This is a genomic window from Streptomyces sp. NBC_00443 (assembly GCF_036014175.1).
In the GTDB taxonomy this organism is placed as follows: domain Bacteria; phylum Actinomycetota; class Actinomycetes; order Streptomycetales; family Streptomycetaceae; genus Streptomyces.
In genome coordinates, this window is the sequence record NZ_CP107917.1 from 3391660 (window position 1) to 3415835 (window position 24176).

Here is a 24176-nt window from a genome sequence, read left to right on the forward strand (position 1 = left end):
ACGCTGGAGGCATGGAAATTCTCTGGGTCCTGATCGCGCTGCTCATGATCGGCTTTGTGGTCGTGCCGTTCATGCGGCGCAGGCGGGGCATGATCGAGCAGGTCCACCCCGGCCACCCGGACGCCGCGGACCCGGCGAATTACGGCTTCGTACGGCAGGAGGAGCTGGACATCCGCATGCCCGGCCCCGACCAGGACCTGCTGGACGTCCTGGACCTGGTGCAGCGCACGCAGGACTACAAGGCGGCGTCCCAGCTCCTCGCGGGCACCGAGGCGGACGGTGAGCAGCGCTGGCAGCGCGTGCAGGCCTTCGCGGGCGCCGCGTCGCTGGAGCTGCAGCAGCGGCCGGGCGGCGTGAGTGAGTCGCCGGGCGGGCAGTGGCTGCGGGTGTGGCGCACCGAGCAGCCCAAGGACGCGGGCGGGGCGGCCGTACACGCGGAGTTCCTGGTGCAGCAGGCATGGCGCACGGCGACGCCTGGCACGGACGAGTTCCGGATCATCATGGAGGAGGCGAAGTCGGCGTGCGGTGAGGCGGCGCTCCTCGCCCCCGGTGACCCGATTCCGTACATCGTCGAGCTGTCCGTCGCGCGAGGACTCGCCTACTCACGGCCGGAGTTCGAGCAGCTCTGGCTGAAGATCCTGGACCGCGCCCCGTCCCACATGGGCGCGCACCTGGCGGCCCTGCACTACTGGTGCGAGAAGTGGCACGGCTCGCGCCAACTGGCGTACGAGTTCGCGGAAGCGGCGGCGGCCCGCGCGCCCCAGGGCTCCCTCCTCGCCGCCATGCCGCTGTTCGCGGTCTTCGAGCACCTGCCCGAGGTGAACCTGGTCAGCGGCTTCTACCAGAGCGAGGTCGTGACCAAGGCGATCCACGGCGCGCTGTACGCGGTGCACGCGGCCCGCCCCGGCGACCCGATGCTGGCGCACGTACGCCACCTGCTGATGTTCTTCCTGGTCCGCGGCGAGCGCTGGGCCGAGGCCATGGACCAGCTGATACACGTCGACGGCCACATCGGTGCCCTCCCCTGGACCCTGTCGCCCGACCCGGCCGCCGAGTTCGCGGTCTACCGGGCGCTGGCCGTGGCGGGCTACGAGGCCAACGGCGGCAGCCCGGCGACCCTGCCGCACTGAGCCGCGCACCCACCCAAGAGAATCCGCATTGCCGCACTGACCTGCGGTAGGGCATACTCCGCTTCCCCCCACAACACTTCGTCATGTCCATTTCTCGTGGGGGGAATTGCCCAACATGGGGGCAACTCTGCGCGCCGTGCGCGCGCTCATCCTGCTCGCCGGGTTCTATCTGCTCGGCTTCGTCATGCTCGGCGCGCTCGTCGCCGTCGACTGGGCCGTCGCGGAGGGCGGGGTCGGGAGCGTCACCGCCAAGGTGTGGATCGTCAGCGCGCTGCTGGCGATCCCCATCGTGCAGGGCATGTTCGCGCTGCGCACGCCCAAGGACGAACCGCTGCCCGGCCTGCCCGTGACCGAGCAGCAGGAGCCGGTGCTCTGGACGGCCGTGCGCACCCTGGCACAGGAGACCGGGAGCCGCGCGCCGGACGAGATGGTCCTGACCCCGGACGTCAACGCGGCCGTCGCCGAGGACGCGACGTTCCTCGGTCTCAAGCCCGGCCGGCGCCGTATGTACATCGGGCTGCCGCTGATGGCGGGGCTGAGCGAACCGCAGCTGCGGGCCGTGCTGGCCCATGAGTTCGGGCACTACACGAACCATGACACCCGCCTCTCCGCGATCACTCTGCGCGGCCGCCTCCAGGTGATGCGCACCGTCGCCAGCCTGCACGAGCGTTCCCGCAAGAAGGTCGCCAAGGAGGAGGCCAAGCAGGAGAAGAAGAACGCCAAGCGGCTCGCCAAGGGCAGGAAGACGGGCGCGGTCGACGCCGGGACGGCGGGCCTGAGCTACCGCCTCGCCGCCAAGCCGTTCCTCTGGTACGGCACCTTCTACCTGCGCGCCTCCCAGGGCGTGGGCCGGCGGCAGGAGCTCGCCGCCGACCTGGCCGCCGCGCGTATCGCCGGCCGCGACGCCACCGCGTCCGCGCTGCGCGAGATCCCCGTCCTGGACTCCGCCCACGGCTTCTACATGCAGTCGTACGCGACCCTCGGCACCGGCGCCGGACTGCTGCCGCCGCCCGGCGAGGTCTTCGGCGGGCTGCGCCATCTGCTGGCCGGGCGCGCCGACGAGCTGGACGAGATGCGGCGGGCCCGGCCCCAGGAGGAGCGGTCGCCGTACGACTCGCACCCGCCGATCGCCGAGCGCATCGCCCGCATCGAGCAGCTCCCCGACGACGGCCGCGCCCTGACCGGAGCCCGCCCCGCGCTCTCCCTGCTCACCGACCCGGCCCACGCCTTCGCCGCGCTGGAGCAGGCCGCCCTCACCCCCGAGGCCCATCAACTGCGCCGCACCGCCGGCTGGACCCAGCTGGTCAACGAGTCGATGCTCTGGCACGCCGACCAGGACGCCGAGCCGCTGCGCGCGGCCGTCACCGAGATCCACGGCGGTGACGGCTCCCTGGCCTCCTTCCTGGACGCCGTCGACGCGGGCCGGCTGTGGCAGATGGCCGACCGCCTGCCCAAGTCGCAGGAGGCGCAGGCCGCCACGGGCCGCACGGCGCGCGAGTTCGCGCGCCCCCAGGTGCGTGCCCGCCTCTCCCGCATGGTCGTCGCCGAGTTCGTCCGCCTCGGCCGGGCCCACTGGGAGCTGTCCTGGTCGGACTCGGCCCGGCTGCGCCTGCCGGACGGTTACGAGGAGGAGCTGAAGCAGGTGCTGGACGCCGTGGTGGAGGACGTACCGGACACGCGGGGACTGCGGCAGTTGCTGGCGCGGGGGCACTGACCGAGACCGAGGCCGGACCGACGCCGGCTTCAGGGCCGGCACATCGCCGAGACCCGGCTTGGGCACACGCCGCCCCCTCCTCCTTTTCCTCTTCCCCTCCCCCGTTCGCTGCATAAGCCCCTCACTGCTCAAGGACGCAGACACCCATGAGTCACATACTTCCGATCATCGTGATCCTGCTCGCGATCTACTCCTGGTATCGCGCACAGAAGAAATCGGCCCCGAGCGGAGGCGGCGCATCCGTCCGCAACCGGGATCTGTCCAAGGCCGCCGCCCGGCTGGGATTCCTGCCCGGCGAGCGGCTGGACACCGCCCGGGCCTACGCGCCCGACCCTCGGATCGCGGCCGCACGGGAAGCCGTACGGGCAGGGGACTGGAAGGCCGGTGCGCAGTTCCTGGCCGAGGCCGGGCGGGACTGGCAGGAGCGGGACCGGCGCTCGAGTGTGCTGGCCGACGAGGCCGTCAAGGACGACTCGTGGCTGCTTGCCTGGCGCACGGAGCGGCCGGAGGACCCCGACGTGGCGCTGGTGTTCGCGGAGTCGATGATCTACCTCGCCTGGGAGGTACGCGGCTCGGCGACCGCCAAGCACACCACGCAGGAGCAGTTCGCGGGCTTCCGCAGGATCCTGGACCAGGCCCGTGAGGCGTGCGCGCGGGCGCAGGCGCTGGCCGGGGACGACCCGTGCCCGTTCATCGTGGAGATCCCGCTGGCGAAGGGCCTCGGGTATCCGCACGAGAGGTTCGAGGAGATCTGGGCCGAGATCGTCAAGCGCGACCCGCACCACCTGGCCGCGCACACCTCCGCCCTGCAGTACTGGTGCGCGAAGTGGCGCGGCTCGCACGAGCTGGCGGAGGGCTTCGCCCGGTCCGCGGCGGAGAAGGGCGTGCCGGGGCAGTTGCTGACCCTGCTGCCGCTGGAGGCGTACTTCGAGTACGAGATCCAGCACTCCGACCTGGAGCAGGACGAGTTCTACAAGCGCCCGGAGATCGTCGCGGCGGTCGACGCCGCCCTGGTCGACGTGGCGGCCGCGGCGGCCGCGAACCCCGAGGACTGGCGAATCCCGCAGGTCCGCCACCTGCTGGCCAGCCTGCTGTTCTGGCAGGACCGGTACGAGGCGGCGGCCGAGCAGTTCCGGCTGGTCGACGGGTACATCGACGCCGTGCCGTGGTCGTACCGGGGCGACCGGGACGCGATGATCAAGGCATATGTGCGGCAGCGGGACTTCAGCGCCGCGCAGGTGGTGAAGGCGCGGGGCGGAATCTGAGAGCTCGGCCGTACCGGGAACGGTTTACAGCAGCCGTCGCCCGGCCCGTACTGCTCAGCCTCATCATGCCCTCATGACCGAAGAGGGTCCGAAGTCGCCCGTGAGCGTTTGACCTTGACACTGTGACAAGGCCTTCACTCTTGCCGAGGAGGTGGTCCCGATGACCATGACGCGGCAGGACGCGGAGGCGACACGAGCGCTCCGGGCGCTGGAGGACGGCCGTTCGTCCGTGCGGCTGCGGGCGGCTCTGGCGGTCGGTACGACGCCGGATCCGCGCTTCGTCGACAAGCTCGTGGAGCGAAGCGCGATCGAGCCCGAGTTCTTCGTCCGCGACGCGCTGACCTGGGCGCTCACCCGTCACCCGGTGTCCTTGACGCTCCCCCGGCTGCTCCGCGAAGTCCGCTCGGAGCGGGCGCAGGCACGGAGTCAGGCGCTGCACACGCTGTCCAAGATCGGGGACCGGCAGGCGTGGCCGGCGATCACGCGGGCCCTCCTGTCCGACGCCGACGACGAGGTGGCGCGGAGCGCCTGGCGGGCCGCTGTCGTGCTCGTACCGGACGGCGAGGAGTCCGGGCTGGCCGCCGTACTGGCGACACAGCTCGGGCGCGGTGAGCGGGAGACGCAGCTGAGCCTCAGCCGGGCGCTGGTCTCACTGGGTGAGGCCGTTCTGCCGGCTCTGGGCGCTGCGACGACCGCTGCTGACCGGCATGTGCGCACGCACGCGCTCGCCACGGAACGGCTGCTGCACGAGCCCGATGCCGGATTCGAGTTCGCGGTCGAGGAGGCGAAGCGCATGGTGGCTCTCGGCGGGTCCGGCCAGGAGGGACGATAGGAAGTGTTGATCGGTGAGGTGGCGCGACGGTCCGGGGTCAGTGCCCGCATGCTCAGGCACTACGAGTCGCTCGGCCTGTTGCGGCCCTCGGGCCGTACGGGCTCCGGCTATCGGGAGTACTCCGGCGACGACATCCGGCGGATCTTCCACATCGAGAGCCTGAGGTCGCTGGGGCTGTCGCTGCGTGAGATCGGACGCGCGCTCGACGATCCCGGCTTCACGCCCTCGGCGCTCGTCGACGACCTCATCCGTCAGACGCACGAACGTATCGCGGCCGAGACCGAGTTGCTCACGCGGCTCCGCCGGATCGATGCCGCGGAGCCCGCCGGCTGGGAGGACGTCCTCCAGGTCGTCGCGTTCCTCCAGGCGCTGGGGTCGAACAGCGCTGCAGCCCGGCAGCGCGCGGCCCTCTCCTCGGCCGGCGAGGTTCCGGTGCCGGTGGAAGCCCTGGTCGAGGCGGTACTGAGGGAGTCCGAGCCGAACGTCGCCGGAGCTCTTCGATGGGCGCTGGCGCGATCGGGCGACGACGGCACGGCACTGCTGGCGCAGGGCCTCGGCTCACCGGTGGCCGCGGTGCGGGAACGAGCTGTTCAGTCTCTCGCCGAGATGCCCGGTGACGAGGCCACCGCCCGGCTGCGGGACGCCCTCTCGAACCCGGATGCGGTGGTCCGCGGCCATGCGGCTCTGGCGCTCGGGACGCGGGGAGTGCCCGAGGCGATCCCGGTGCTGATCGACATGATCGTGGCGGGGAGGAACGACACCGATGCCGCCGATGCGCTGAGCATGCTGGCGAGCGACACCGCGACGGTCGATCAGATCGCCGCGAATCAGATCGCCGCGGATCGGATCGCCGCGAATCAGATCGCCACCGGGCTCGTCGACCGCCTCGCCGATGACACCACCGAAGCGCCCGCACGCGTACGGCTCACCCAGGCGCTGGCGGACATCCCGGGGAGCACGGCCTCAGATGCCCTCGTGGAGCTGGCGCAGGACGGGAACCGTGCCGTAGCGGTCACCGCGACGTACCTTCTCCGGCTACGCGACGCACAGTGACAAACGGATTCCTCCTGGAGTGCCGCGGATACGGCGGAGCCTGTGCCAGTCAGCCTCCGCCGTACGCCGGGCAGCCGCCTCGCGGTCAGCCCTCGGCGCGGGCGGGCAGCCGCCATCCGGGACGCGGGAAGTGGCAGGTGTAGCCCTCCGGGTAACGCTGCAGGTAGTCCTGATGCTCGGGCTCGGCCTCCCAGAAGGGGCCCACCGGCTCGACCTCGGTGACGACCTTGCCCGGCCACAGGCCCGAGGCGTCCACGTCCGCGATCGTGTCCTCGGCGATCCGCTTCTGCTCGTCGTCCTCGTAGTAGATCGCCGAGCGGTAGCTGAGGCCCATGTCGTTGCCCTGGCGGTTCTTCGTGCTCGGGTCGTGGATCTGGAAGAAGAACTCCAGGATCGCGCGGTAGTCGGTCTTCTCGGGGTCGAAAAGGATCTCAATGGCCTCCGCGTGCGTGCCGTGGTTACGGTACGTCGCGTTCGGCACGTCACCCCCGGTGTATCCCACCCGGGTCGCCGTCACGCCCGGAAGTCGGCGGATCAGCTCCTCCATCCCCCAGAAGCATCCGCCCGCCAGCACTGCCCTCTGCGTCTGCGCAGCCATCGTGGCCCTCCAATATCTGTCCGCTCGGTCACTCGGGCTGCTCTGCTCGCACACACCGGCATCCCATGCCCACCCTGCTCAACGCATGAGGGGGCCGGGCGATTCCGATTCCGAGTACGCCGCCCGCCCGCCGTCCGTGTCCTGCGCCCCGCCGTCCGGCGGAGAGAGGACCCCCGTCAGCCGGGTTCGACCACCCCCTCCGACTCGGCAGTCCCGTCCGTGGTCGTCGCGGGCTTCGTATAGAGGACTTCCCGTGCCTGCTCCGCGGCGCGCGCCGTGCTTTCGGAGACGAAGTCGAGGAAGCGGGCGATGTTGTCGAGGCGGGTGGCGGCCGGGGTGCCGGGGCCGAGGACGCCGACGCCCTGCCGTGCGGTCACGACGACCTGGGCGAGGGCGCGGGCGCTGGCCATCAGCGATTCGTACCAGACGTCGTCGTCGACGACGTAGCGCTCGCGGCGGCGTTCGTCGCGTTCCCGGCGGACGAATCCCTGGCTGTCGAGGAACGTGATCGCCTTGGAGATGGACGCCGGGCTGACCTGGAGGCGCTGGACGAGTTCGGACGCGGTGAGGCGGCCCGCGTCGGTGATGGTGAGGCAGGCCATCACCCTGGACATCATCTTGGGCATGCCCGACTGCATGAAGACGGTCGTGAGCAGCTCCTCGTAGTCGCTTACGGCCTCGGCGTCGCGTCCGTGGGCCTGCGGGGGCGCCGCCGATCCCCGGGGCGCGGCCTGCCTGCGCCGGTGGGCGCGGCGTTCGGTGGCGCGGTGGGCGAGGTCGGAGCGGTAGGCGGTCGGGCCGCCGTTGCGCATCACCTCGCGCGTGACCGTCGAGGTCGGACGGTCGAGGCGTCTGGCGATCTCCGCATAGGCAAGGCCGTCGGCCAGTCCCAGCGCGATCTGCTGGCGTTCCTGCTGGGTGAGTCTGCCTCCGGGCACCACGATCTCCTTCGCACTTTCTGATGCCGCCCAGCATAGCGTTCACTCCCATCCCATTGCAACGAACCAGGAGAGGTTGTTGCATTAAGCGCAAGACCGTTGCAACGAATTTCCACGTCTGACCTGTGTTTATGACGTCAATGCGCAACGACTCCGTTGTGCACTCTTCGAACGCAACGTAGCTTTTCCTTCATCGGAAACAGCGAGTCAAGGAGAGCACGATGCAGAAGTTCGACACCCCCGCCCCCGTCGCCGCCGTCCTCGACATCCCCGCCGGACGCATCCGGTTCATCGCCGCCGACCGGGCCGACACCACCGTCGAGGTCCTGCCCGCGGACCCCTCCAAGAGCCGCGACGTGAAGGCGGCGGAGCAGACCGAGGTCGCCTTCGGCGACGGCGTCCTGCGCATCGAGGTACCGGCGGCGACGAACCGGATCCTCGGCGCCGCCTCCGGGTCGATCGAGGTGACGGTCCAACTGCCCGCCGGCTCCCGCGTCGAGGCGAAGGCGGCCGCTGCAGAACTCCGCGGTGTCGGACGGCTCGGCGACGTCGCCTTCGAAGGCGCGCAGGGCACGGTCAAGCTCGACGAGACCGCCGGCGCCCGCCTCACCCTGCAGGCCGGCGACATCACGGTCGGCCGCCTCACCGGACCCGCGGAGATCAGCACCCTGAAGGGCGACCTCCACATCGCCGAAGCCGTGCGCGGCACCGTCACGCTGCGCACCGAGCACGGCGAGATCTCGGTCGGCGCCGCCCGCGGGGTCTCCGCCTCCCTGGACGCCGGCACCACCTACGGCCGGATCCACAACACGCTCAAGAACGCCGACGGCGCCGCCGCCGGCCTGAACATCCACGCGACCACCGCTTACGGCGACGTCACCGCCCGGAGCCTCTGAACCGTCCGCAGCCTGTAGAAGGAGCACACCTCATGACCAACGTGGCCATCGCGGCGAACGGGCTGCGCAAGTCGTACGGCGACAAGCTCGTCCTCGACGGCATCGACGTGACCGTCCCGGAAGGAACGGTCTTCTCCCTGCTCGGCCCGAACGGTGCCGGCAAGACCACCGCAGTGAAGATCCTGTCCACCCTCATCTCCGCCGACGGCGGGCAGGCCCAGGTCGCGGGTCACGACCTCGCCGCCGACCCGCAGGCCGTGCGTGCCGCGATCGGGGTCACCGGGCAGTTCTCCGCCGTCGACGGGCTGATCACCGGTGAGGAGAACATGCTCCTGATGGCGGACCTGCACCACCTGCCCAAGCGCGAAGGGCGGCGCGTCGCCACCGAGCTGCTGGAGCGCTTCGACCTCACCGAGGCCGCGAAGAAGCCCGCCTCCACCTACTCCGGCGGCATGAAGCGGCGCCTGGACATCGCCATGACCCTGGTCGGCAACCCGCGCATCATCTTCCTCGACGAGCCGACCACCGGCCTCGACCCGCGCTCGAGGCACAACATGTGGCAGATCATCCGCGAGCTCGTCTCCGGCGGGGTGACCGTCTTCCTCACCACGCAGTACCTGGAGGAGGCCGACGAACTCGCCGACCGCATCGCCGTGCTCAACGACGGGAAGATCGCCGCCGAGGGCACCGCCGACGAGCTCAAGCGGCTCATCCCCGGCGGACACATCCGCCTGCGCTTCACCGACCCGGCCACCTACCACAACGCCGCCACCGCACTGCAAGAAGCCACCCGGAACGACGAGGCCCTCGCCCTGCACATCCCCAGCGACGGCAGCCAGCGCGAGTTGCGCTCCATCCTCGACTGGCTCGACGCCGCCGGCATCGAAGCCGACGAACTCACCGTCCACACCCCCGACCTCGACGACGTCTTCTTCGCCCTGACCAGCGGCACCGACATCCCCAACCAGCCGACCCGGTGGAACCACCCGACCCAGCCCAACCAGCCGACCCAGCCGACCCAGCCCAACCAGTCCAAGGAGAACGTCCGATGAGCTCCCTCTCCCTCGCCGTACGCGACTCCACCACCATGCTGCGCCGCAACCTCCTGCACGCCCGGCGCTACCCCTCCCTCACCCTCAACCTGCTGCTCACGCCGATCATGCTCCTGCTGCTCTTCGTCTACATCTTCGGCGACACCATGAGCGCAGGCATCGGCGGCGGTGGCGGCGCGGACCGCTCGAAGTACATCGCCTACATCGTCCCCGGCCTGTTGCTGATGACCATCGGCAGCACCACCATCGGCACCGCCGTATCCGTGGCCACCGACATGACCGAGGGCATCATCGCCCGCTTCCGCACCATGGCCATCCACCGTGGATCGGTCCTCATCGGACACGTCATCGGCAGCGTGCTGCAGTCGATCACCAGCGTGGTCCTCGTCGGCGCAGTCGGCGTGGCCATCGGCTTCCGCTCCACCGATGCCACCGTCCTGGAATGGCTCGCCGCGTTCGGACTGCTCGTGCTCTTCGCCATGGCACTCACGTGGATCGCGGTCGGTATGGGACTGTCCAGCCCGAACGCCGAGGCCGCCAGCAACCAGGCGATGCCCCTGATCCTGCTGCCCCTTCTGTCCAGCGCCTTCGTGCCCGTCGACGCCATGCCGGGCTGGTTCCAGCCGATCGCCGAGTACCAGCCCTTCACCCCGGCCATCGAGACCCTGCGCGGACTGCTCCTCGGCAGCGAGATCGGCCAAAACGGATGGCTGGCCGTGGCCTGGTGCCTGGGCCTCGCGGTGCTCGGCTACGTCTGGTCGACCTCGAAGTTCAACGACGACCCGAAGTAACTGCCATGACAATGCGGGGCACCTGGCGCCCCCGCAACTCGCTTCACCAGAGGGCGGCGACCGTCGAGGTCACCGCCCTCCAGGGGCTGCAATGGCCAGGACGCGGTCGCGCAGTACGGGGAGTTCGGAGCGGATTCGGGCGACCTGGGTCATGTCGCAGTCCACCGTCAGCGTCTCCTGTGCGGTGCCGGCCTCGCCCAGCACGGTTCCCCACGGGTCGATGGCCATGCTGTGTCCGGCCTGCCGCATGCCGCCATGCTCACCGGTCGCGCAGCAGGCCAGGAGGAAGACCTGCTCCTCCAGGGCCCGCGTGCGAGTGAGGAGATGCCAATGGGTGAGACGAGCCGCGGGCCATGCGGCGGGCACCACGATCAGCTCCGCGCCCGCGTCGAGCAGGCCCCGGAAGAGTTCGGGGAAGCGCAGGTCGTAGCAGATGGCGAGGCCGATCACGCCGAAGTCGGTGGGGACGGTGACGATGTCGTCGCCACCGCCCATCAGGGTCGCCTCGCCGGTGTCGAAGCCGTACCGGTGGATCTTGCGATAGCGACCGCGCAGGTCGCCGGACCGGTCGAAGAGGAGGGCGGTGTTGTACAACGTCCCGTCCCCGTCCCGCTCGACGATCGATCCGGCATGGAGCCACGCGCCGGCCGTCCACAGCTCCGGCAGGACCACCAGATCGTCGTCTCTGCGCTCCCGGACCAGCGAAGCTGCCCTCCGGCGGCGCTCGTCGGCGGAATCCGACGAGTCCACGGCGAGCTGTATCAGCGCGGCACGCATGGCTGTCACCTCCGTGACCGTCCTCCTCCCACGAGCGTAGGGCGGCGACCGGTCTCCCGCGCGATTGTCGGACCCTGCTGCTTTCATGGGGGCATGACCAACAAAAGCGTCGTCGTGGAGCGGCATATCGCCGCAGGTCAGGGCCCTGTCTGGGAGGCCGTGACCGACCTTCGGGGTATGGAGCGAATGCTCAGTGGGGTGTCGAAGGTCGAGGTGCTCACGGACGGGGCCTTCGGTGTCGGTACGCGGTGGCGGGAGACCCGGAAGATGTTCGGGAAGGAGGCCACCGAGGAGATGTGGGTGACCGCCTGTGAGCCGCCCGAGCGGTATGTCGTGGAGGCCGAGTCGCGCGGGACCCACTACGTCTCGGAGTGGCTGCTTCTCGCGGACGGGCCGTCGGCGACGACCGTCCGGATGACCTTCTCGGGCGAGCCCGTCGCGGGCTCCGGCGGCTTCGCGGGGCTGCTCTCGAAGATTCTCGGCGGCGTGGGTGCGGCGGCGGTACGCAAGGCCATCGCGAAGGACCTGGACGATGTCGCCTCGGCGGTCGAGGGCCGAAAGCTGTAGACGTGGCGTCGCGGCTGGGCGTCGTCCGACGAGTCCTGCCCCGCCCTGCCACGTCCCCGCCCTGCCACGTCCCCGCCCCGCCACGTCCCCGCCCCGCCACGGCCCTGCCCTCCCCTACGGCGCCGACGTACCCGCCTTCGTCGCATCCGCGCCCCAGCTGGCCAGCAGCCTCAGCGCCTCCGCCGACGGTGACCCCGACTCCGCGTGGTACGTGATCAAGACCTGTTCCGTGCCGTCGGACAGGCGGAACGACTCGAAGTTCAGGGTCAGTTCGCCCACCAGGGGGTGCCGCAGCCGCTTGACGCCGTAGCTCTTCTCCTTGACGTCGTGGGTGGCCCACAACCGCCGGAACTCCTCGCTCTTGAGGGAGAGTTCACCGACCAGGGCCGACAGCCGCGGATCGTCGGAGTGGCAGCCGGCGTCCATGCGCAGGAAGGCGACCATGTCGGACGCCTTCTGGTCCCACTCCACGAACAGATCGCGGTACTCCGGCTTCAGGAACACCAGCCGCGCCCAGTTCCGCTCCTGCACCGGCAGCTCCGACCAGTCGCCGAAGACCGCCGCCGCCATCCGGTTCCAGGCGAGGATGTCCGAGCGCCGGCCCGAGATGTACGCGGGCACGCCGTCGATCGAGTCCAGCAGCTGCCGCAGCGCCGGCCGGACCTGCTCCGTCCGCGCGGCCGGCTTCTTCTTGTGCTGCTTCGGCTTCGCGAGATGCGTGAGATGCGAGTGCTCGGCGTCGCTCAGGCGCAGGGCGCGGGCGATCGCGTCCAGGACCTCCGACGAGACGTTGCGCCCGTTGCCCTGCTCCAGGCGCGTGTAGTACGCCACGGACACCCCGGCCAGCTGGGCCAGCTCCTCGCGCCGCAGCCCCGGCACCCTGCGGTGCCGCCCGTAGTCCGGCAGCCCGACGTCCTCGGGCTTCAGCCGGGCACGCCGGGTGCGCAGAAACTCGCTGAGCTCGGCGCGCCGGTCCAGGCCTGCGCCAGTGTCGGCGGCTCCCCTCATCGATTCGGGCTTATCGTCCATGCCTCAAGTATTCCCGGTCGTACGCACGCCAGCCTGTCCCCGTCAGTGGTAGGACCGGCGGACGTACGTACAACCGGGGTCTGGGTACTTTCTGCGCTCTCCACCAGGCTTAATGCCGTGCCCGGACGGAAGCAGAACCAGACCAGAAGGCAGCCGGGCGCAGAACCCCCGCTAGGAGAACCCGGCATGACCACCGTTGCCGCATACGCAGCACCCGCCGCCAAGGCTCCGCTGGAGCGCACCACCATCGAGCGCCGTGAGGCCGGCGAGTTCGACGTCCTGATCGACATCAAGTTCGCCGGCATCTGCCACTCCGACATCCACCAGGCCCGTGAGGGCTGGGGCGAGGCGATCTTCCCGATGGTCCCCGGTCACGAGATCGCGGGCATCGTCTCCGAGGTCGGCTCCGGGGTCACCAAGTACCAGGTCGGCGACCGTGTGGGCGTCGGCTGCATGGTCGACTCCTGCCGTGAGTGCGACAACTGCAAGGCCGGTCTGGAGCAGTACTGCACCGGCGGCGGCATGATCGGCACGTACAACGCCGTCGGCAAGGACGGCGAGCCCACCTACGGCGGCTACGCGCAAAAGATCGTCGTGGACGAGAACTACGTCGTCCGCATCCCCGACGGCCTCTCCCTCGACGTCGCCGCGCCGCTCCTGTGCGCCGGCATCACCACGTACTCCCCGCTCCGGCACTGGAACGCCGGCCCCGGCAAGAAGGTCGCGATCCTCGGCATGGGCGGCCTCGGCCACATGGGCGTGAAGATCGCGCACGCGCTCGGTGCCGAGGTGACGGTCCTCTCGCAGTCCCTGCGCAAGAAGGACGACGGCCTGAAGCTGGGCGCGGACCACTACTACGCCACCAGCGACCCGAAGACCTTCGAGGAACTGCGTGGCACGTTCGACCTGATCCTGTCCACGGTCTCGGCCCCGCTGAACCTGGACCAGTTCCTGTCCCTCCTCAGGACGGACGGCGCGTTCGTGAACGTCGGCGCGCCCGAGGAACCCGTCGCACTCAACCTCTTCTCGGTGATCGGCGGCCGCAAGACCCTCGCCGGCTCCGGCATCGGCGGCATCCAGGAGACCCAGGAGATGCTGGACTTCTGCGCCGAGCACGGCTTGGGCGCCGAGATCGAGCTGATCGCCGCCTCCGAGATCAACGAGGCGTACGAGCGGGTGCTGAACAGCGACGTGCGGTACCGCTTCGTGATCGACACGGCGACGATCTGACACGGCCGACGATCTGACACGGCCGACGATCTGACACGGCCGATGATCTGACACGGCCGATGATCTGACACGGCCGCGCTGACGCAGACCGAGGGCCCCGGAGCCGCACTGCTCCGGGGCCCTCAGCGCGTCGCCGTACCGACAGGAGGCCGAGTACCGAAGGAGTAGAACGGCCCCCTCCTCAGGACCGATGTGCCGTGCGGCGGCCCTGCCTAGCGTGAAACCAGGAGCCCGTCCGAACCGTGCACACGAGGAGGCAGCCCCCGATGACCGTCCAGCTCAACCACACCATCGTCGCCGCGCACGACAAGAAGGCCTCGGCCCGGTTTCTCGCCGACATCCTGGGCCTGGAGGTGAGCCCGCAGTACGGCCCCTTCATCCCGGTCGAGATCCCCAACGGTGTGACCCTGGACTACCTGGACTCGCCCGGCACCATCACGACGCAGCACTACGCGTTCCTGGTGTCGGAGGACGAGTTCGACACGATCTTCGGCCGGATACGGGAGGCCGGTCTGACGTTCTGGGCCGACCCCTACCACCGCCGCCCCGGCGAGATCAACCACAACGACGGCGGTCGCGGCGCGTACTTCGACGACCCGAACGGCCACAACCTGGAGATCCTTACGAGGCCGTACGGCAGCGGCGACTGACGCCCCGCACTGAAGCCCCGCACCGAGCCTCACCCCTGATACGGCGGCATGACCCCCCAGTGCCACCTCGGCACCGGCTGTTCCGCCGGCGGCACCGCGTCCGGGCCCGAGAAGTACACCGCCAGCCGGGTCCCCCACTCCACGTACGCCAGGAACGCCGAGCGGAACTCCGCGTCCGTCGCCAGGCCGGCCTCGTCGGCGGCGTCCTGGATGAGGTTGACCCAGCGGCGGCGCTGGGGCTCGGTGATGCCGCGGCCCATGTGCTTGGCGACCATGTGGCCGTGGCCGCCCTGGGTCTCGGAGTAGGCGGGCGGGCCGCCGAAGACCTCGCTGAGCCAGAGGGCCACGTGTTCCGCGTGGGCCGGGTCGAGGTCGGCGAACAGCGGGGCCAGGAGGTCGTCCTTGAGGACCTTGTCGTAGAACGCCGAGGTCAGGCGGGCGAATGCCTCGGCTCCGCCCGCCCATGCGTAGAGCGTCGGCACCGAGGCGCCCGCGCCCCGTACCGTCGTCGGCTTGTAGTGGCGCATTTCCTGGATGTGCGGGATGTAGGGGCGGATCTCGGCGAGGAAGTCGGCGAACAGCTCCGACTCGCGGAAGCCTTCCATGTGGTCCTGGGTCGACGTCCAGGTGATGCGCAGGATGAAGTGCTCGAAGTCGTCCTCGCAGCGGGCGAGTTCGTAGTCGACGCAGTGCGGGGACGCGGCGAGCTGGGTCGCGGCGCGGGTGTAGGCGGCGAGGAACTCGGCCGACCTCTGTTCGGGGATGCGGTACCGGATGTATTCCACCGTGTGAGCCGTCATGGCCACACGGAAACACGAACCGCCCGCCGGAAGCTGCACTTCCGGCGGGCGGTTCGCTATCGGCTCAGCCGACGGCTCAGCCGGCTATCGGTGGCTCACTTGCCGTAGTACGCGTTGTAGATCGAGATCGTCGACTTGTTGCCCTTCTTGTCGGCGACCTTGGCGTGGAAGGAGACGGCCTTGCCCTTCGCCGGGTTCTTCACGGTGATCTTGCCGTTCTTGACGTCGAGCTTCTTCCAGGTCTGGCCGTAGTCGTACGACACGTACACGTGCAGCGACTTGAGGTTGCTGCCCGCGGCCGCGCCCACGACGGTGACCGGGAACGTCACCTTCTTGTCGGCCTCGACCCGGCTGTCCAGGCCCGTCTTGGCACCGAAGCGGACCGTGGAGGCCGGGAGCGTGACCCGGTCGGCGGTCGACTTCTTGGAGCGGAAGGTCCAGCTCGCGTCGATCCGCGTGGAGGCGGCCGCGACCTTGACACTGCGCTTGACCGAGGTCGTCAGCTTGTACTCGGCGTCGGCGGCCGGAACCTTGAATGCCTGCTCGCCGAAGAGCGGGTCGTCGTTGGAGGCGAGCTTGGTGCCGTTGCGGTACAGGTTCGTGGTCACCGCCGTGAAGTCCGACGAGCCGGCGTGCTTGCTCGCGTCGGCGAACAGCGGCAGGAAGCCGTAGAGGTCGTTGCCCTGGCGGAAGAGGCCGAATTCCTTGTTGATGTGCGGTCCGAAGACCGCCGTGTTGAAGGTCTTCGAGTAGCTCTGGCCCGCCTTGAAGGTCTGCGGGGTGCCCAGCGTGTAGAACGCGTCGACGACCGGGAACCCGTCCGCGTCCTTGCCGGCGTACTGCTGGAAGTCCCACGTCCACTGGACCTTGTCCGACGTCGACAGGTACAGCGTCCGCGAGCCCGGCAGCTTCTGCTCGACCGGCGTGCCGAACACGACGTCCTCGGGGAAGGCCCCCAGGGGCATCAGCGCGCCGCTCTTGCCCGGAGCCGAGGCACCCAGGTCGTTCTTCACCTTGGCGAGCTCGCCCGCCTTGAAGTGGCGGACCTTGTCGCCCTGGATCTTCTTGACCTTGGCGGTGGTGGCGACGTCGTACTCGGCGGCATCGCCCTTGGTCCACTGCCCGTTCCAGGTCTGGGTCAGGCCGCTCGGGATCTCCGGGCCGAGGTGCGCCAGGCGCAGTTTGGCGAAGGAGTCGAGGGCGACGCCGATGCCGATGCCCGCCGGGGCGTAGAAGTAGTTGGTGCCGGCGAGCAACTGCTTGGCCTGCGCGTCCGGCACGGTGATGTCGGCCGACTCGGTGGTGCGGGCGTCGATCGTCACGGAGGTGTTCTTGGTGACGCTCAGCTTCGGCTGGACGACCCAGTCGAGGCCGCCCTCGAAGTTCACCCAGTCCTTGGCGATCCAGGCATCCATCAGATACGTGCCCTTGGGCAGCCGCATCTTGGTGACGCCGGACTCGGTGACCGGCACCTGGAAGCCACGGTCCGTCGCCAGACCCGAGTAGCCGATCAGGTCGGTGAGGTACTCGGGGGCCGGCTTGCCGTCCTTGCCGATGTGCTTGACGGTGACGTCGTACGACTCGATCTCACGCTGCACCGCGGCGGCCGTACGGACACTCTGCCCGCCGCCCGTCGCCGTCACGTACGCGGAGTAGGCGCCGTCGAGCGTGCCGCCCAGCTTGGTGTCGGCGGTGAAGCCGACGGAGGCCTTGCCGCCCGCCGGGACCGTCACCTTCGTCACCCCGAGCTTGAAGAAGCCGGCCGGCGCCGCCTGGCCCTTGGGGTCGGTGGCCGTAGCGGCGAGCTGGAGCGTGACGTCCTTCGTGCCGAGGTTGCGGTACGTCAGCTCCTTGGTGACGGGCTTGTCGTCGGTGTGCGGCCACGCCTGCGTGCCGAAGCTCACGGACACCGGGTCGGCTATCAGGGTCTGCTTGATGGCCTTGTCGACCTGGATACGGCCCGAACCCTGCTGGAACGGCGTGTACTTGCCGCCCTTGGTGGAACCGGTGAGGGCACCCTTGAGCTCGGTGTACGTCCAGTCCGGGTGCTGCTGCTTGAGGATCGCCGCCGCGCCCGCGACATGCGGGGTCGCCATGGACGTGCCCTCGATGGTCAGGTAGCCGGGCGGGTTCTCGCCGACCTCCTGCTCGATGAGGCTGCCCTTGGCGGACGCCGCCGTGATGGCCACGCCCGGCGCGGTCACGTCCGGCTTGATCGCGCCGTCGCCGAGCCGGGGGCCGGTGCTGGACCAGGGCGCGAGGACGTCCTTGTCGTCGACTGCGCCGACGGTGAGTGCGGCGTCCGCGCTGCCGGGCGAACCGACCGTCTCCGGGCCGGAGTTGCCCGCCGCGATCGCGAAGAGGATGCCCTTCTCGGCGGACAGCTTGTTGACCGTCGCCTCCAGCGGGTCGATCTCCGGGGTGTCGCCGCCGCCCAGGCTCATGTTGACGACCTGGGCGCCCTGTTCGGCCGCCCACTCCATGCCGGCGAGGATGCCGGAGTCGTCGCCGAAACCGTTGTCGTCGAGGACCTTGCCATTGAGGACGTCGGCGCCGGGCGCAACGCCCTTGTACTTGCCGCCGGACTTGGCGCCGGTGCCCGCCGCGATGGACGCGACGTGCGTGCCGTGGCCGACCTTGTCCTCGGCGGTGGCGGCGGGGGTGAAGTTCTTGGCCGCGACGACCTGGTCCTGGAGGTCGGGGTGGGTCGCGTCGACGCCGGTGTCCAGGACGGCGATCTTGACGCCCTTGCCGTCGTAGCCGGCAGCCCACGCCTTGGGGGCGCCGATCTGCGCCACGGACTTGTCGAGGCTGGCCTTGCGGACGCCGTCGAGCCAGACGTGCGCGATGCCGGAGGCCGCCTTGTCGCCGTTGGTGAGCGCGTCCCACAGGTCGGGCGTGTCCCGGTGCGGGGTCTGCACCGCGTCCGCATTCAGGGACTTCAGGGTCCGGCGGAGCTTGCCCGCGTCCCGGACGTCCGCCTTGGCGCCGGCTGCGGCGCCCTGGTAGCCGACGATGACCTTCAGGCCCTTGGCCTGGGAGGCGCGGCTGGCGGACTTGTTGAGTTCGGAGATGTCGAACAGCCGCTGGTCGAGCCGGCCGACGGCGACCAGCCGGGCCGCGTCGGCCGGTATCACCAGGGTGCGTCCGTCGACCTTGCGGATCTGTACGGGTATGTGCTCGCGTCCCTTCGCCCGCTCCATGCCGACCACGCGGCCCTTGGAGTCGACGGAGACCCGGTCACCCGTGATCAGGGTGATGCGGTGGGGGGACGTGAGCGAGCCAGCGGCGCCGGAGGGGCGCTGCTCGGGTTCGGCCGACGCCGGGCTGGTCATTCCCGCGGCGAGGGCGACGGCGGCGGCCGTGGCGACAGAGGCCGCGCCTACTCTTTTGAATTGTCTGCGCAAGTTTCCCCCTTGCAGAAGGTCCGGGCGAATTACCCCGTTCACCCGGCCGGGGGAGGTCCCGTACGCATGCGCGCCGCCCCCCGGAATACGGAGTATGCCGAGGGGCGATCAGACACCTCAAGAGATGAGAAGAAGGTAAGAAGCACGCCGGCCGACTGTTACGCGACGGCGCGAACTCCGTTACGCAGTCGCCGGGTTACGCCCCCGCGTTCTCCTTGACAGTGATCCGCCCCTTGCGGATGGTCGCCAGCCGCGGGGCCTTCTTCGCGATCGCGGAGTCGTGGGTGACCATGATGAAGGTCAACCCGAGTTCCTTCCACATGCGTTCGAGTACGTCCATGATCTCGTCGCGCATCGACTCGTCGAGGTTTCCGGTGGGTTCGTCGGCGAGGAGCACCTTCGGCTGCTTGACGAGTGCTCTGGCGATGGCGACGCGCTGCTGCTGGCCGCCGGACATCTCGGACGGGAGATGTCCGAGCCGTTCACCCAGGCCCACGGAGTTCAGGGCCTCGGCGGCCCGTTCGCGCCGCGCCTTCGCCTTGACCCCGAGGGGGACGAGGGCGGTCTCCACGTTCTCCTGTGCGGTGAGGGTGGGGATGAGGTTGAAGGACTGGAAGACGAAGCCGATGTTCTCGCTGCGGACCCTTGTCAGCCGGGTCTCGGAGAGCCTGGCCAGGTCGGTGCCGTCGAGCACCACTTCGCCGGAGGTCGGCCGGTCCAGGGCGCCGATCATCTGAAGGAGGGTGGACTTGCCGCCGCCGGTGGGGCCTTGGATGACGAGCCGGTCACCGTCGGCGATGGTGAGGTCCACTCCGTCGAGGGCGTGGATGGACTCCTTGCCTCGGGTGTAGCGCTTGGTGACGTTTCTGAGTTCGTACATGGGGTGCTCCTGGGTGGGGTTCGGGGTGGTGCGGATCGTCTTCGGCTGCGGGGTGGGTGGGGGCTGATCGCGCAGTTCCCCGCGCCCCCGGGGGTTGCGGTCGCGTCGGCTGTCGTGGACTGCGCGGCTGCCGGGGGTGGTTCGCATCGTTCTCGGCTGCCGGATGGGTGGGGGCTGATCACGCCGTCCCCCGCGCCCCCGGGGGTTGCCGTCACGTCGGCTGTCGTGGACTGCGCGGCTGCCGGGGGCGGTTCGCATCGTTCTCGGCTGCCGGATGGGTGGGGGCTGATCACGCAGTCCCCCGCGCCCCCGGGGGTTGCCGTCACGTCGGCTGCCGTGGACTGCGGCGGTGTTTCGGATCGTTCTCGGCTGCCGGGTGGGTGGGGGCTGATCGCGCAGTTCCCCGCGCCCCTGGGGGTGGCGGCTACGTCGGCTGCCATCGCCCGCCCTGCGTGGAGTCGAGCAGCGGCCCGTTCCAGCCGGCGGGACTGCAACCCCCAAGGGGCGCGGGGAACTGCGCGACCAGCCCCCACTACCCGCAGGCGGCACGGGTGGCGCGGCGGCCCCCCGCCCAGCCGCAGCAGCAGGCGCCGCCGCCGACGTCAGCTACTCGACACGGCGCAACGCATCCGCCGGACGGAGCCGCGACGCCCGCCACCCGCCAAAGGCCCCGGCAATCAGCCCACCCGTCACCGCAAGCCCGACCGCCAGCGCAACCGTCGTAAGGCTGACCGGCGCGGTCAGCGCGACGTCGAGCGTCGTGCTCGCCGTCTGCCGTCCAGGGCCACCGCCCCCGAAGCCACCCCCGCCCTGGCCGCCGCCCACGCCGCCGCCGCCACCGCCACCGCCGCCCAACTGGGCCTGCAGCGTCGGGCTGACAGCCGTCACGACGTACGCGCCCGCAACGCCGATCGCGATGCCCAGCGCCCCGCCCAGCAGCCCGTTCACGATCGCCTCGCCGACCACCTGCCGGGTCACCCGGCCCGACTTCCAGCCCAGCGCCTTCAGCGTGCCGAACTCCCGGACCCGGCGCGACACCGCCGAGGAGGTCAGCAGTCCGGCCACCAGGAACGCGGCGATCAGCACCGCGATGGACAGCCACTTACCGACGCTCGTGGCGAGGGAGGACGCCGTGGACAGGGAGCCGGACACCGTGTCCGCGAGGTCCGCGGAGGTCGTCACCGTCGTACCGGAGACGTTCTTCTGGATGGCCGACTTGACGGCGTCGATCTGCTGGGAGTCGGCCGCCTTGACGTAGATCGTGGTGACCTTGTCCTTCGCGTCGGCGAGCGTCTGCGCCTGCTTCAGCGGGATGTAGAGATTGGCGGCGGCGTCCCCGCTGTCGGGCGTGGCGATGCCGATCACCTTGAACTTGGTGCCCTTGACGGTGACGGTGGACCCGACCTTGAGCTTCTTCTCCTTGGCGTAGGAGGTGTCGGCGACGACCACCTTCGCGTCGGCCTCCGTCGTCTTGAAGGTACGGCCGCTGGTGATCTTCGAGGACGTCAGCGGGCCGAGCACAGGCTTGGTGACGTCGGCGCCGTAGACGGAGTAGTTGTTGACGTCGAAGTCGGCACCGCCGCCGCGTACTTCGCCCTGCGGCTGGCCGCTGCTGCCGCTACCGCCCTGCCCGGGCCCGCCGCCCTGCTGGCCCCCGCTGCCAGTCTGGTCCTGCTGGAACTGCCCGCGCGTGAACTGCCCGCTGACCTTGACGACCTGGAGGCTCAGCCCGCCGACGGCGTCCGAGACACCGCTCTGCGAACCGACCTTGGTCACGGTCGAGCTTGCGAGCGTCTGGAAGCCCTGGACCATGACGCGGTCGGTGGACTGTTCCTCGTCGGAGCCGTCGTCCTGTGCGTCGAACTGGAAGCGCGGCCGCTCGGAGCTGCTCGCGGCCGGCTCGGCGGCCTTGGTGACGGTCATGTCCGTGCCCAGGCCGTACAGGGACTGCAGGACCTTGTCCTGGGCCTTGCTCATGCCGGAGGACACGGAGTTGACCACGATGACCAGCGCGATGCCCAGCGCGAGTCCGGAGGCGACGACGAGGGCCGCCTTTCTGCGGCGGCGCAGCTCGCGCCTCAGGTAGGTGAAGAACATGCGCCGCAAAGTAGGTACGGCGCGTGATGAAGGGATAAGGCCGAAATAAGAGATGGATGAGAAGGCTGGGAGCATCCCCGGAAACACCGATGCCGCCCCTGGGGGCGGCATCGGTCACTTGTGAGCGGGCTGTGTGGCGGCTACGCGCGCGGGACGGGTCAGACGGCCGAACCGGCCTTCCACTGCGCCCAGTCCATGTTCCAGCCGTTGAGGCCGTTGTCCGGCGCGATCGTCTTGTCGCCGGTGTTCTGGACGACCACGACGTCACCGACGATGGAGTTGTTGTAGAACCAGTAGCCCGCGGTGCCCTTGTCGTTGGCGCCCTTGGTGTCGGACAGGCCCACGCAGCCGTGGCTGGTGTTCACGCTGCCGAAGATGGACTTGGCACCCCAGTAGTTGCCATGGATGAAGGTGCCGGAGCCGCTGAGGCGAATGGCGTGCGGCACGTCCTTGATGTCGTACTCGCCCTTGCCGTCGTCGTCCGTGAAGCCCACGGTCGCGCCGTTCATGCGCGTCTCCTTGAACTTCTCGGACATCACCATGACGCCCTGGTAGGTCTTGTTCTCCGGCGAACCGGCCGAGATCGGGATGGTCTTGACGGTCTTGCCGTCCTGCGTGACCTTCATCTGCTTGGTCTTCGCGTCGACGTAGGAGACCTGGTTGCGGCCGATCTTGAAGGTGACCGTCTTCTCCTGGACACCGTAGACACCGTCGGCGCCCTGGACCCCGTCCAGGGCCATCTTCAGGGTGACGGTCGAGCCCTCCTGCCAGTACTCGTCGGGCCGGCAGTCCATGCGGGTGTCGTTGAACCAGTGGCAGGCGACTTCCTGGCCGCTGGTGGTGGAGACGGTGACGCCCTTCTGGACGGCCGCCTTGTTGCTGATCGACTTGTCGAAGTTGATCGACACGGGCATGCCGACGCCGACGGTCGAGCCGTCCTCCGGCGTGAAGTAGCCGAGGAAGCTGTTGTCCGGGGAGACCGTCGTGAAGGACGCGTTCTCGTGGGCGTCCAGGCCCTTCGAGTCCTTCGCGGTCACCGCGATCTTGTAGGTGGTCGAGCGCTCCAGCTGGGCGCTGGGCTTCCAGCTGGTCTTGTCGGCGGATATCTCGCCCTCGACCGCGGCGCCCTCGGCGGTGGTCATCGTCACCTCGGTGAGCGTGCCCTTGCCCACGGTGACGGCGGCGGAGTTGTTGATGGAGGCGTTGTCGGTGCCGTCCTCGGGCTTGATCTTGATCTGGGCCTCGGAGGTCTTCTTGGCGGCCGCCTCGTCGACCTTGGCCTGCGAGGAGTCGCCGCCGTCGCCACCGGAGGCGCTGTCGTCGCCGCCGGAGCAGGCCGAGAGCACCAGGACACCGCCGAGCAGTGCGGACGCGACCGTCAGGCCCTTGCGCCGCCTACTGTTCGTCATCACACGCTTCTCCATCTTCCCGAATCCCCAGAACCCCGAGAGTCCCCGTCAAGAATCTTCAACGCTACGACCGGTTCGTCCCGTTCCACTTCCCACGCAGGTGTGGGGCACACCACGTCTGCCGCGGCAGAGACGTGGTGCGGGTTTCGGCCAGTGCGCCCCATGAGACGACGAAACCCCGGGCGGCGGTTGCCGTCCGGGGTCACGATTTCCCCAAGACGTCTCAGCCGACCCGCTCGGCCACTTCGCCGTCGAAGTCCTCCTCACCATCATCCTCGCCGAGGTCCCACTCCGGCGAATCCGGGTCGTAGTCGATGCGCTCGCTGGACCAGGAGGCCTGCGCGAGATCGACTCCCGGCACCTCGCTGACCAGGTCGAATGGATCAACGAGATAGGCGAGGGCCTCGGCAGTGTCTTCCGTCACAGCGCTCTCGGCGTGGGCCCGTTCGTCGACCGGCATGGCGACGTCGTCGGCGAGCCGCCGCAGGGCGGCCTTGGTCACGGCGTCGCGGTCGTCCACTTCGAGGACGAGCTCGACTCGAAGCCGTACAAACCGTGATGTTTCTGGAGTACTCATGCCCGGAGCGTACGGCCCTTTTCTCCCGTGACTTTCCCGTGACCCGCGACTTTCACTAACATCGCCCCACACGGCCAATTCGCCAGCGCCACAAGGGGATCGATATTCCGTGTCCGCCGCTCATCGATCGACGTCCACCGCACGCCGATCGCTGCTGACCGCCACCGCCGCGGGAGCCCTGCTGGGCGCCCTGTGGTTCGTACCCTCCGCCAACGCCACGGGCGACGGGCCGGCGAGAACGGAGCCTTCGGCGACACCCACGACCCAGGTCACCCAGCAGGCGCGGGCCGCGTCCGGCAGTGCCGACGACAGCACCGGGGACGGCACCCGGCTCGCCGACACCGGAAGCTTCGACACCACGCCGTACATCGTCGGCGGGACCGTCTTCCTCGCCGTGGGCGCGGGCTTCGTCGCCTACTCGGTGCGCCGGGAACAGCTCGGCTTCTGAATTGGCTTGACGATTCCTTCACATCGGACTCATAGT

The 24176-nt window shown here is 69.6% G+C and carries 22 protein-coding genes; 12 read left to right on the forward strand and 10 right to left on the reverse strand.

Translation table 11 applies throughout. From position 1 onward, the window contains the following. Positions 1–11 precede the first annotated feature (11 nt). From OHO27_RS14965 to OHO27_RS14985, 5 genes are all read left to right on the forward strand, one after another. A complete protein-coding gene (locus OHO27_RS14965) occupies positions 12–1130 on the forward strand; it encodes a hypothetical protein (RefSeq protein ID WP_328424106.1) in 1119 nt (372 codons plus the stop codon). Between the two features lie 115 nt (positions 1131–1245). After that, positions 1246–2844, forward strand: coding sequence for a M48 family metalloprotease (locus OHO27_RS14970; protein WP_328424108.1), 1599 nt, complete (start codon positions 1246–1248; stop codon positions 2842–2844). 146 nt (positions 2845–2990) lie between these two features. Next, the gene (locus OHO27_RS14975) at positions 2991–4109 is read left to right on the forward strand and encodes a hypothetical protein (protein WP_328424110.1); all 1119 of its coding nucleotides are present in this window, start codon (positions 2991–2993) and stop codon (positions 4107–4109) included. 160 nt (positions 4110–4269) lie between these two features. Next, positions 4270–4941, forward strand: coding sequence for a HEAT repeat domain-containing protein (locus tag OHO27_RS14980; protein WP_328424112.1), 672 nt, complete (start codon positions 4270–4272; stop codon positions 4939–4941). A gap of 3 nt (positions 4942–4944) precedes the next feature. Further along, entirely contained in the window at positions 4945–5994 is a 1050-nt protein-coding gene (locus tag OHO27_RS14985) for a HEAT repeat domain-containing protein (protein ID WP_328424114.1), read from the forward strand. 85 nt (positions 5995–6079) lie between these two features. Here the strand turns inward: OHO27_RS14985 and msrA are convergent, their stop codons facing one another. After that, positions 6080–6592, reverse strand: a complete 513-nt coding sequence (gene msrA, locus OHO27_RS14990) for a peptide-methionine (S)-S-oxide reductase MsrA (protein ID WP_328424116.1) — start codon at positions 6590–6592, stop codon at positions 6080–6082. A 176-nt stretch (positions 6593–6768) separates the two neighbouring features. Beyond that, positions 6769–7530: a helix-turn-helix domain-containing protein gene (locus tag OHO27_RS14995; RefSeq protein WP_328424118.1), complete on the reverse strand. Its 762-nt coding sequence runs from the start codon at positions 7528–7530 to the stop codon at positions 6769–6771. Positions 7531–7751: 221 nt separating this feature from the next. Between OHO27_RS14995 and OHO27_RS15000 the strand changes: the two genes are divergently transcribed. The 3 genes from OHO27_RS15000 to OHO27_RS15010 are packed head-to-tail and all read left to right on the forward strand — an operon-like array spanning position 7752 to position 10269. After that, a complete protein-coding gene (locus OHO27_RS15000) occupies positions 7752–8426 on the forward strand; it encodes a DUF4097 family beta strand repeat-containing protein (protein ID WP_328424120.1) in 675 nt (224 codons plus the stop codon). Between the two features lie 32 nt (positions 8427–8458). Then, positions 8459–9478, forward strand: coding sequence for an ATP-binding cassette domain-containing protein (locus OHO27_RS15005; RefSeq protein WP_328424122.1), 1020 nt, complete (start codon positions 8459–8461; stop codon positions 9476–9478). Next, positions 9475–10269 (forward strand): ABC transporter permease, encoded by a 795-nt coding sequence (locus tag OHO27_RS15010; RefSeq protein WP_328424123.1) that lies wholly within the window; start codon positions 9475–9477, stop codon positions 10267–10269. The genes OHO27_RS15005 and OHO27_RS15010 overlap by 4 nt, the downstream gene beginning before the upstream one ends. A 69-nt stretch (positions 10270–10338) precedes the next feature. On the opposite strand, the gene OHO27_RS15015 is transcribed toward OHO27_RS15010, so the two are convergent. After that, a complete protein-coding gene (locus OHO27_RS15015) occupies positions 10339–11046 on the reverse strand; it encodes a nitrilase-related carbon-nitrogen hydrolase (protein ID WP_328430438.1) in 708 nt (235 codons plus the stop codon). A gap of 93 nt (positions 11047–11139) precedes the next feature. Between OHO27_RS15015 and OHO27_RS15020 the strand changes: the two genes are divergently transcribed. After that, positions 11140–11613: an SRPBCC family protein gene (locus OHO27_RS15020; protein ID WP_328424125.1), complete on the forward strand. Its 474-nt coding sequence runs from the start codon at positions 11140–11142 to the stop codon at positions 11611–11613. A gap of 114 nt (positions 11614–11727) precedes the next feature. Here the strand turns inward: OHO27_RS15020 and OHO27_RS15025 are convergent, their stop codons facing one another. Beyond that, the gene (locus tag OHO27_RS15025; RefSeq protein ID WP_328424127.1) at positions 11728–12642 is read right to left on the reverse strand and encodes a helix-turn-helix domain-containing protein; all 915 of its coding nucleotides are present in this window, start codon (positions 12640–12642) and stop codon (positions 11728–11730) included. A gap of 186 nt (positions 12643–12828) precedes the next feature. On the opposite strand from OHO27_RS15025, the gene OHO27_RS15030 reads away from it, so the two are divergent. Then, positions 12829–13872 (forward strand): NAD(P)-dependent alcohol dehydrogenase, encoded by a 1044-nt coding sequence (locus OHO27_RS15030; RefSeq protein WP_328424129.1) that lies wholly within the window; start codon positions 12829–12831, stop codon positions 13870–13872. A 266-nt stretch (positions 13873–14138) separates the two neighbouring features. Beyond that, entirely contained in the window at positions 14139–14522 is a 384-nt protein-coding gene (locus OHO27_RS15035; protein WP_328424131.1) for a VOC family protein, read from the forward strand. A gap of 29 nt (positions 14523–14551) precedes the next feature. On the opposite strand, the gene OHO27_RS15040 is transcribed toward OHO27_RS15035, so the two are convergent. The 6 genes from OHO27_RS15040 to OHO27_RS15065 form a co-directional block, all read right to left on the reverse strand. Next, positions 14552–15322, reverse strand: coding sequence for a group II truncated hemoglobin (locus OHO27_RS15040; RefSeq protein ID WP_328424133.1), 771 nt, complete (start codon positions 15320–15322; stop codon positions 14552–14554). A gap of 95 nt (positions 15323–15417) precedes the next feature. Then, positions 15418–18729: a S8 family peptidase gene (locus OHO27_RS15045; RefSeq protein ID WP_328424135.1), complete on the reverse strand. Its 3312-nt coding sequence runs from the start codon at positions 18727–18729 to the stop codon at positions 15418–15420. A 196-nt stretch (positions 18730–18925) separates the two neighbouring features. Then, positions 18926–19609 (reverse strand): ABC transporter ATP-binding protein, encoded by a 684-nt coding sequence (locus tag OHO27_RS15050; protein WP_328430439.1) that lies wholly within the window; start codon positions 19607–19609, stop codon positions 18926–18928. A gap of 606 nt (positions 19610–20215) precedes the next feature. After that, complete coding sequence (locus OHO27_RS15055) at positions 20216–21706, reverse strand: ABC transporter permease (RefSeq protein WP_328424137.1); 1491 nt, start codon at positions 21704–21706, stop codon at positions 20216–20218. Positions 21707–21864: 158 nt separating this feature from the next. Beyond that, positions 21865–23130 (reverse strand): L,D-transpeptidase, encoded by a 1266-nt coding sequence (locus OHO27_RS15060; protein ID WP_443059547.1) that lies wholly within the window; start codon positions 23128–23130, stop codon positions 21865–21867. Positions 23131–23338: 208 nt separating this feature from the next. Next, the gene (locus OHO27_RS15065; RefSeq protein ID WP_328424141.1) at positions 23339–23692 is read right to left on the reverse strand and encodes a hypothetical protein; all 354 of its coding nucleotides are present in this window, start codon (positions 23690–23692) and stop codon (positions 23339–23341) included. 109 nt (positions 23693–23801) lie between these two features. Between OHO27_RS15065 and OHO27_RS15070 the strand changes: the two genes are divergently transcribed. Further along, positions 23802–24140: an LAETG motif-containing sortase-dependent surface protein gene (locus OHO27_RS15070; RefSeq protein ID WP_328424143.1), complete on the forward strand. Its 339-nt coding sequence runs from the start codon at positions 23802–23804 to the stop codon at positions 24138–24140. Positions 24141–24176: the final 36 nt, after the last annotated feature.

What these genes read in the sequence shown, in the direction of transcription:
- OHO27_RS14965 (WP_328424106.1), top strand. Translation starts at nt 12, where the DNA reads ATGGAAATTCTCTGGGTCCTGATCGCGCTGCTCATGATCGGCTTTGTG.
- OHO27_RS14970 (WP_328424108.1), top strand. Translation starts at nt 1,246, where the DNA reads ATGGGGGCAACTCTGCGCGCCGTGCGCGCGCTCATCCTGCTCGCCGGG.
- OHO27_RS14975 (WP_328424110.1), top strand. Translation starts at nt 2,991, where the DNA reads ATGAGTCACATACTTCCGATCATCGTGATCCTGCTCGCGATCTACTCC.
- OHO27_RS14980 (WP_328424112.1), top strand. Translation starts at nt 4,270, where the DNA reads ATGACCATGACGCGGCAGGACGCGGAGGCGACACGAGCGCTCCGGGCG.
- msrA (WP_328424116.1), bottom strand. Translation starts at nt 6,592, where the DNA reads ATGGCTGCGCAGACGCAGAGGGCAGTGCTGGCGGGCGGATGCTTCTGG.
- OHO27_RS15000 (WP_328424120.1), top strand. Translation starts at nt 7,752, where the DNA reads ATGCAGAAGTTCGACACCCCCGCCCCCGTCGCCGCCGTCCTCGACATC.
- OHO27_RS15005 (WP_328424122.1), top strand. Translation starts at nt 8,459, where the DNA reads ATGACCAACGTGGCCATCGCGGCGAACGGGCTGCGCAAGTCGTACGGC.
- OHO27_RS15010 (WP_328424123.1), top strand. Translation starts at nt 9,475, where the DNA reads ATGAGCTCCCTCTCCCTCGCCGTACGCGACTCCACCACCATGCTGCGC.
- OHO27_RS15015 (WP_328430438.1), bottom strand. Translation starts at nt 11,046, where the DNA reads ATGCGTGCCGCGCTGATACAGCTCGCCGTGGACTCGTCGGATTCCGCC.
- OHO27_RS15020 (WP_328424125.1), top strand. Translation starts at nt 11,140, where the DNA reads ATGACCAACAAAAGCGTCGTCGTGGAGCGGCATATCGCCGCAGGTCAG.
- OHO27_RS15025 (WP_328424127.1), bottom strand. Translation starts at nt 12,642, where the DNA reads ATGGACGATAAGCCCGAATCGATGAGGGGAGCCGCCGACACTGGCGCA.
- OHO27_RS15030 (WP_328424129.1), top strand. Translation starts at nt 12,829, where the DNA reads ATGACCACCGTTGCCGCATACGCAGCACCCGCCGCCAAGGCTCCGCTG.
- OHO27_RS15035 (WP_328424131.1), top strand. Translation starts at nt 14,139, where the DNA reads ATGACCGTCCAGCTCAACCACACCATCGTCGCCGCGCACGACAAGAAG.
- OHO27_RS15040 (WP_328424133.1), bottom strand. Translation starts at nt 15,322, where the DNA reads ATGACGGCTCACACGGTGGAATACATCCGGTACCGCATCCCCGAACAG.
- OHO27_RS15050 (WP_328430439.1), bottom strand. Translation starts at nt 19,609, where the DNA reads ATGTACGAACTCAGAAACGTCACCAAGCGCTACACCCGAGGCAAGGAG.
- OHO27_RS15055 (WP_328424137.1), bottom strand. Translation starts at nt 21,706, where the DNA reads ATGTTCTTCACCTACCTGAGGCGCGAGCTGCGCCGCCGCAGAAAGGCG.
- OHO27_RS15060 (WP_443059547.1), bottom strand. Translation starts at nt 23,130, where the DNA reads ATGGAGAAGCGTGTGATGACGAACAGTAGGCGGCGCAAGGGCCTGACG.
- OHO27_RS15065 (WP_328424141.1), bottom strand. Translation starts at nt 23,692, where the DNA reads ATGAGTACTCCAGAAACATCACGGTTTGTACGGCTTCGAGTCGAGCTC.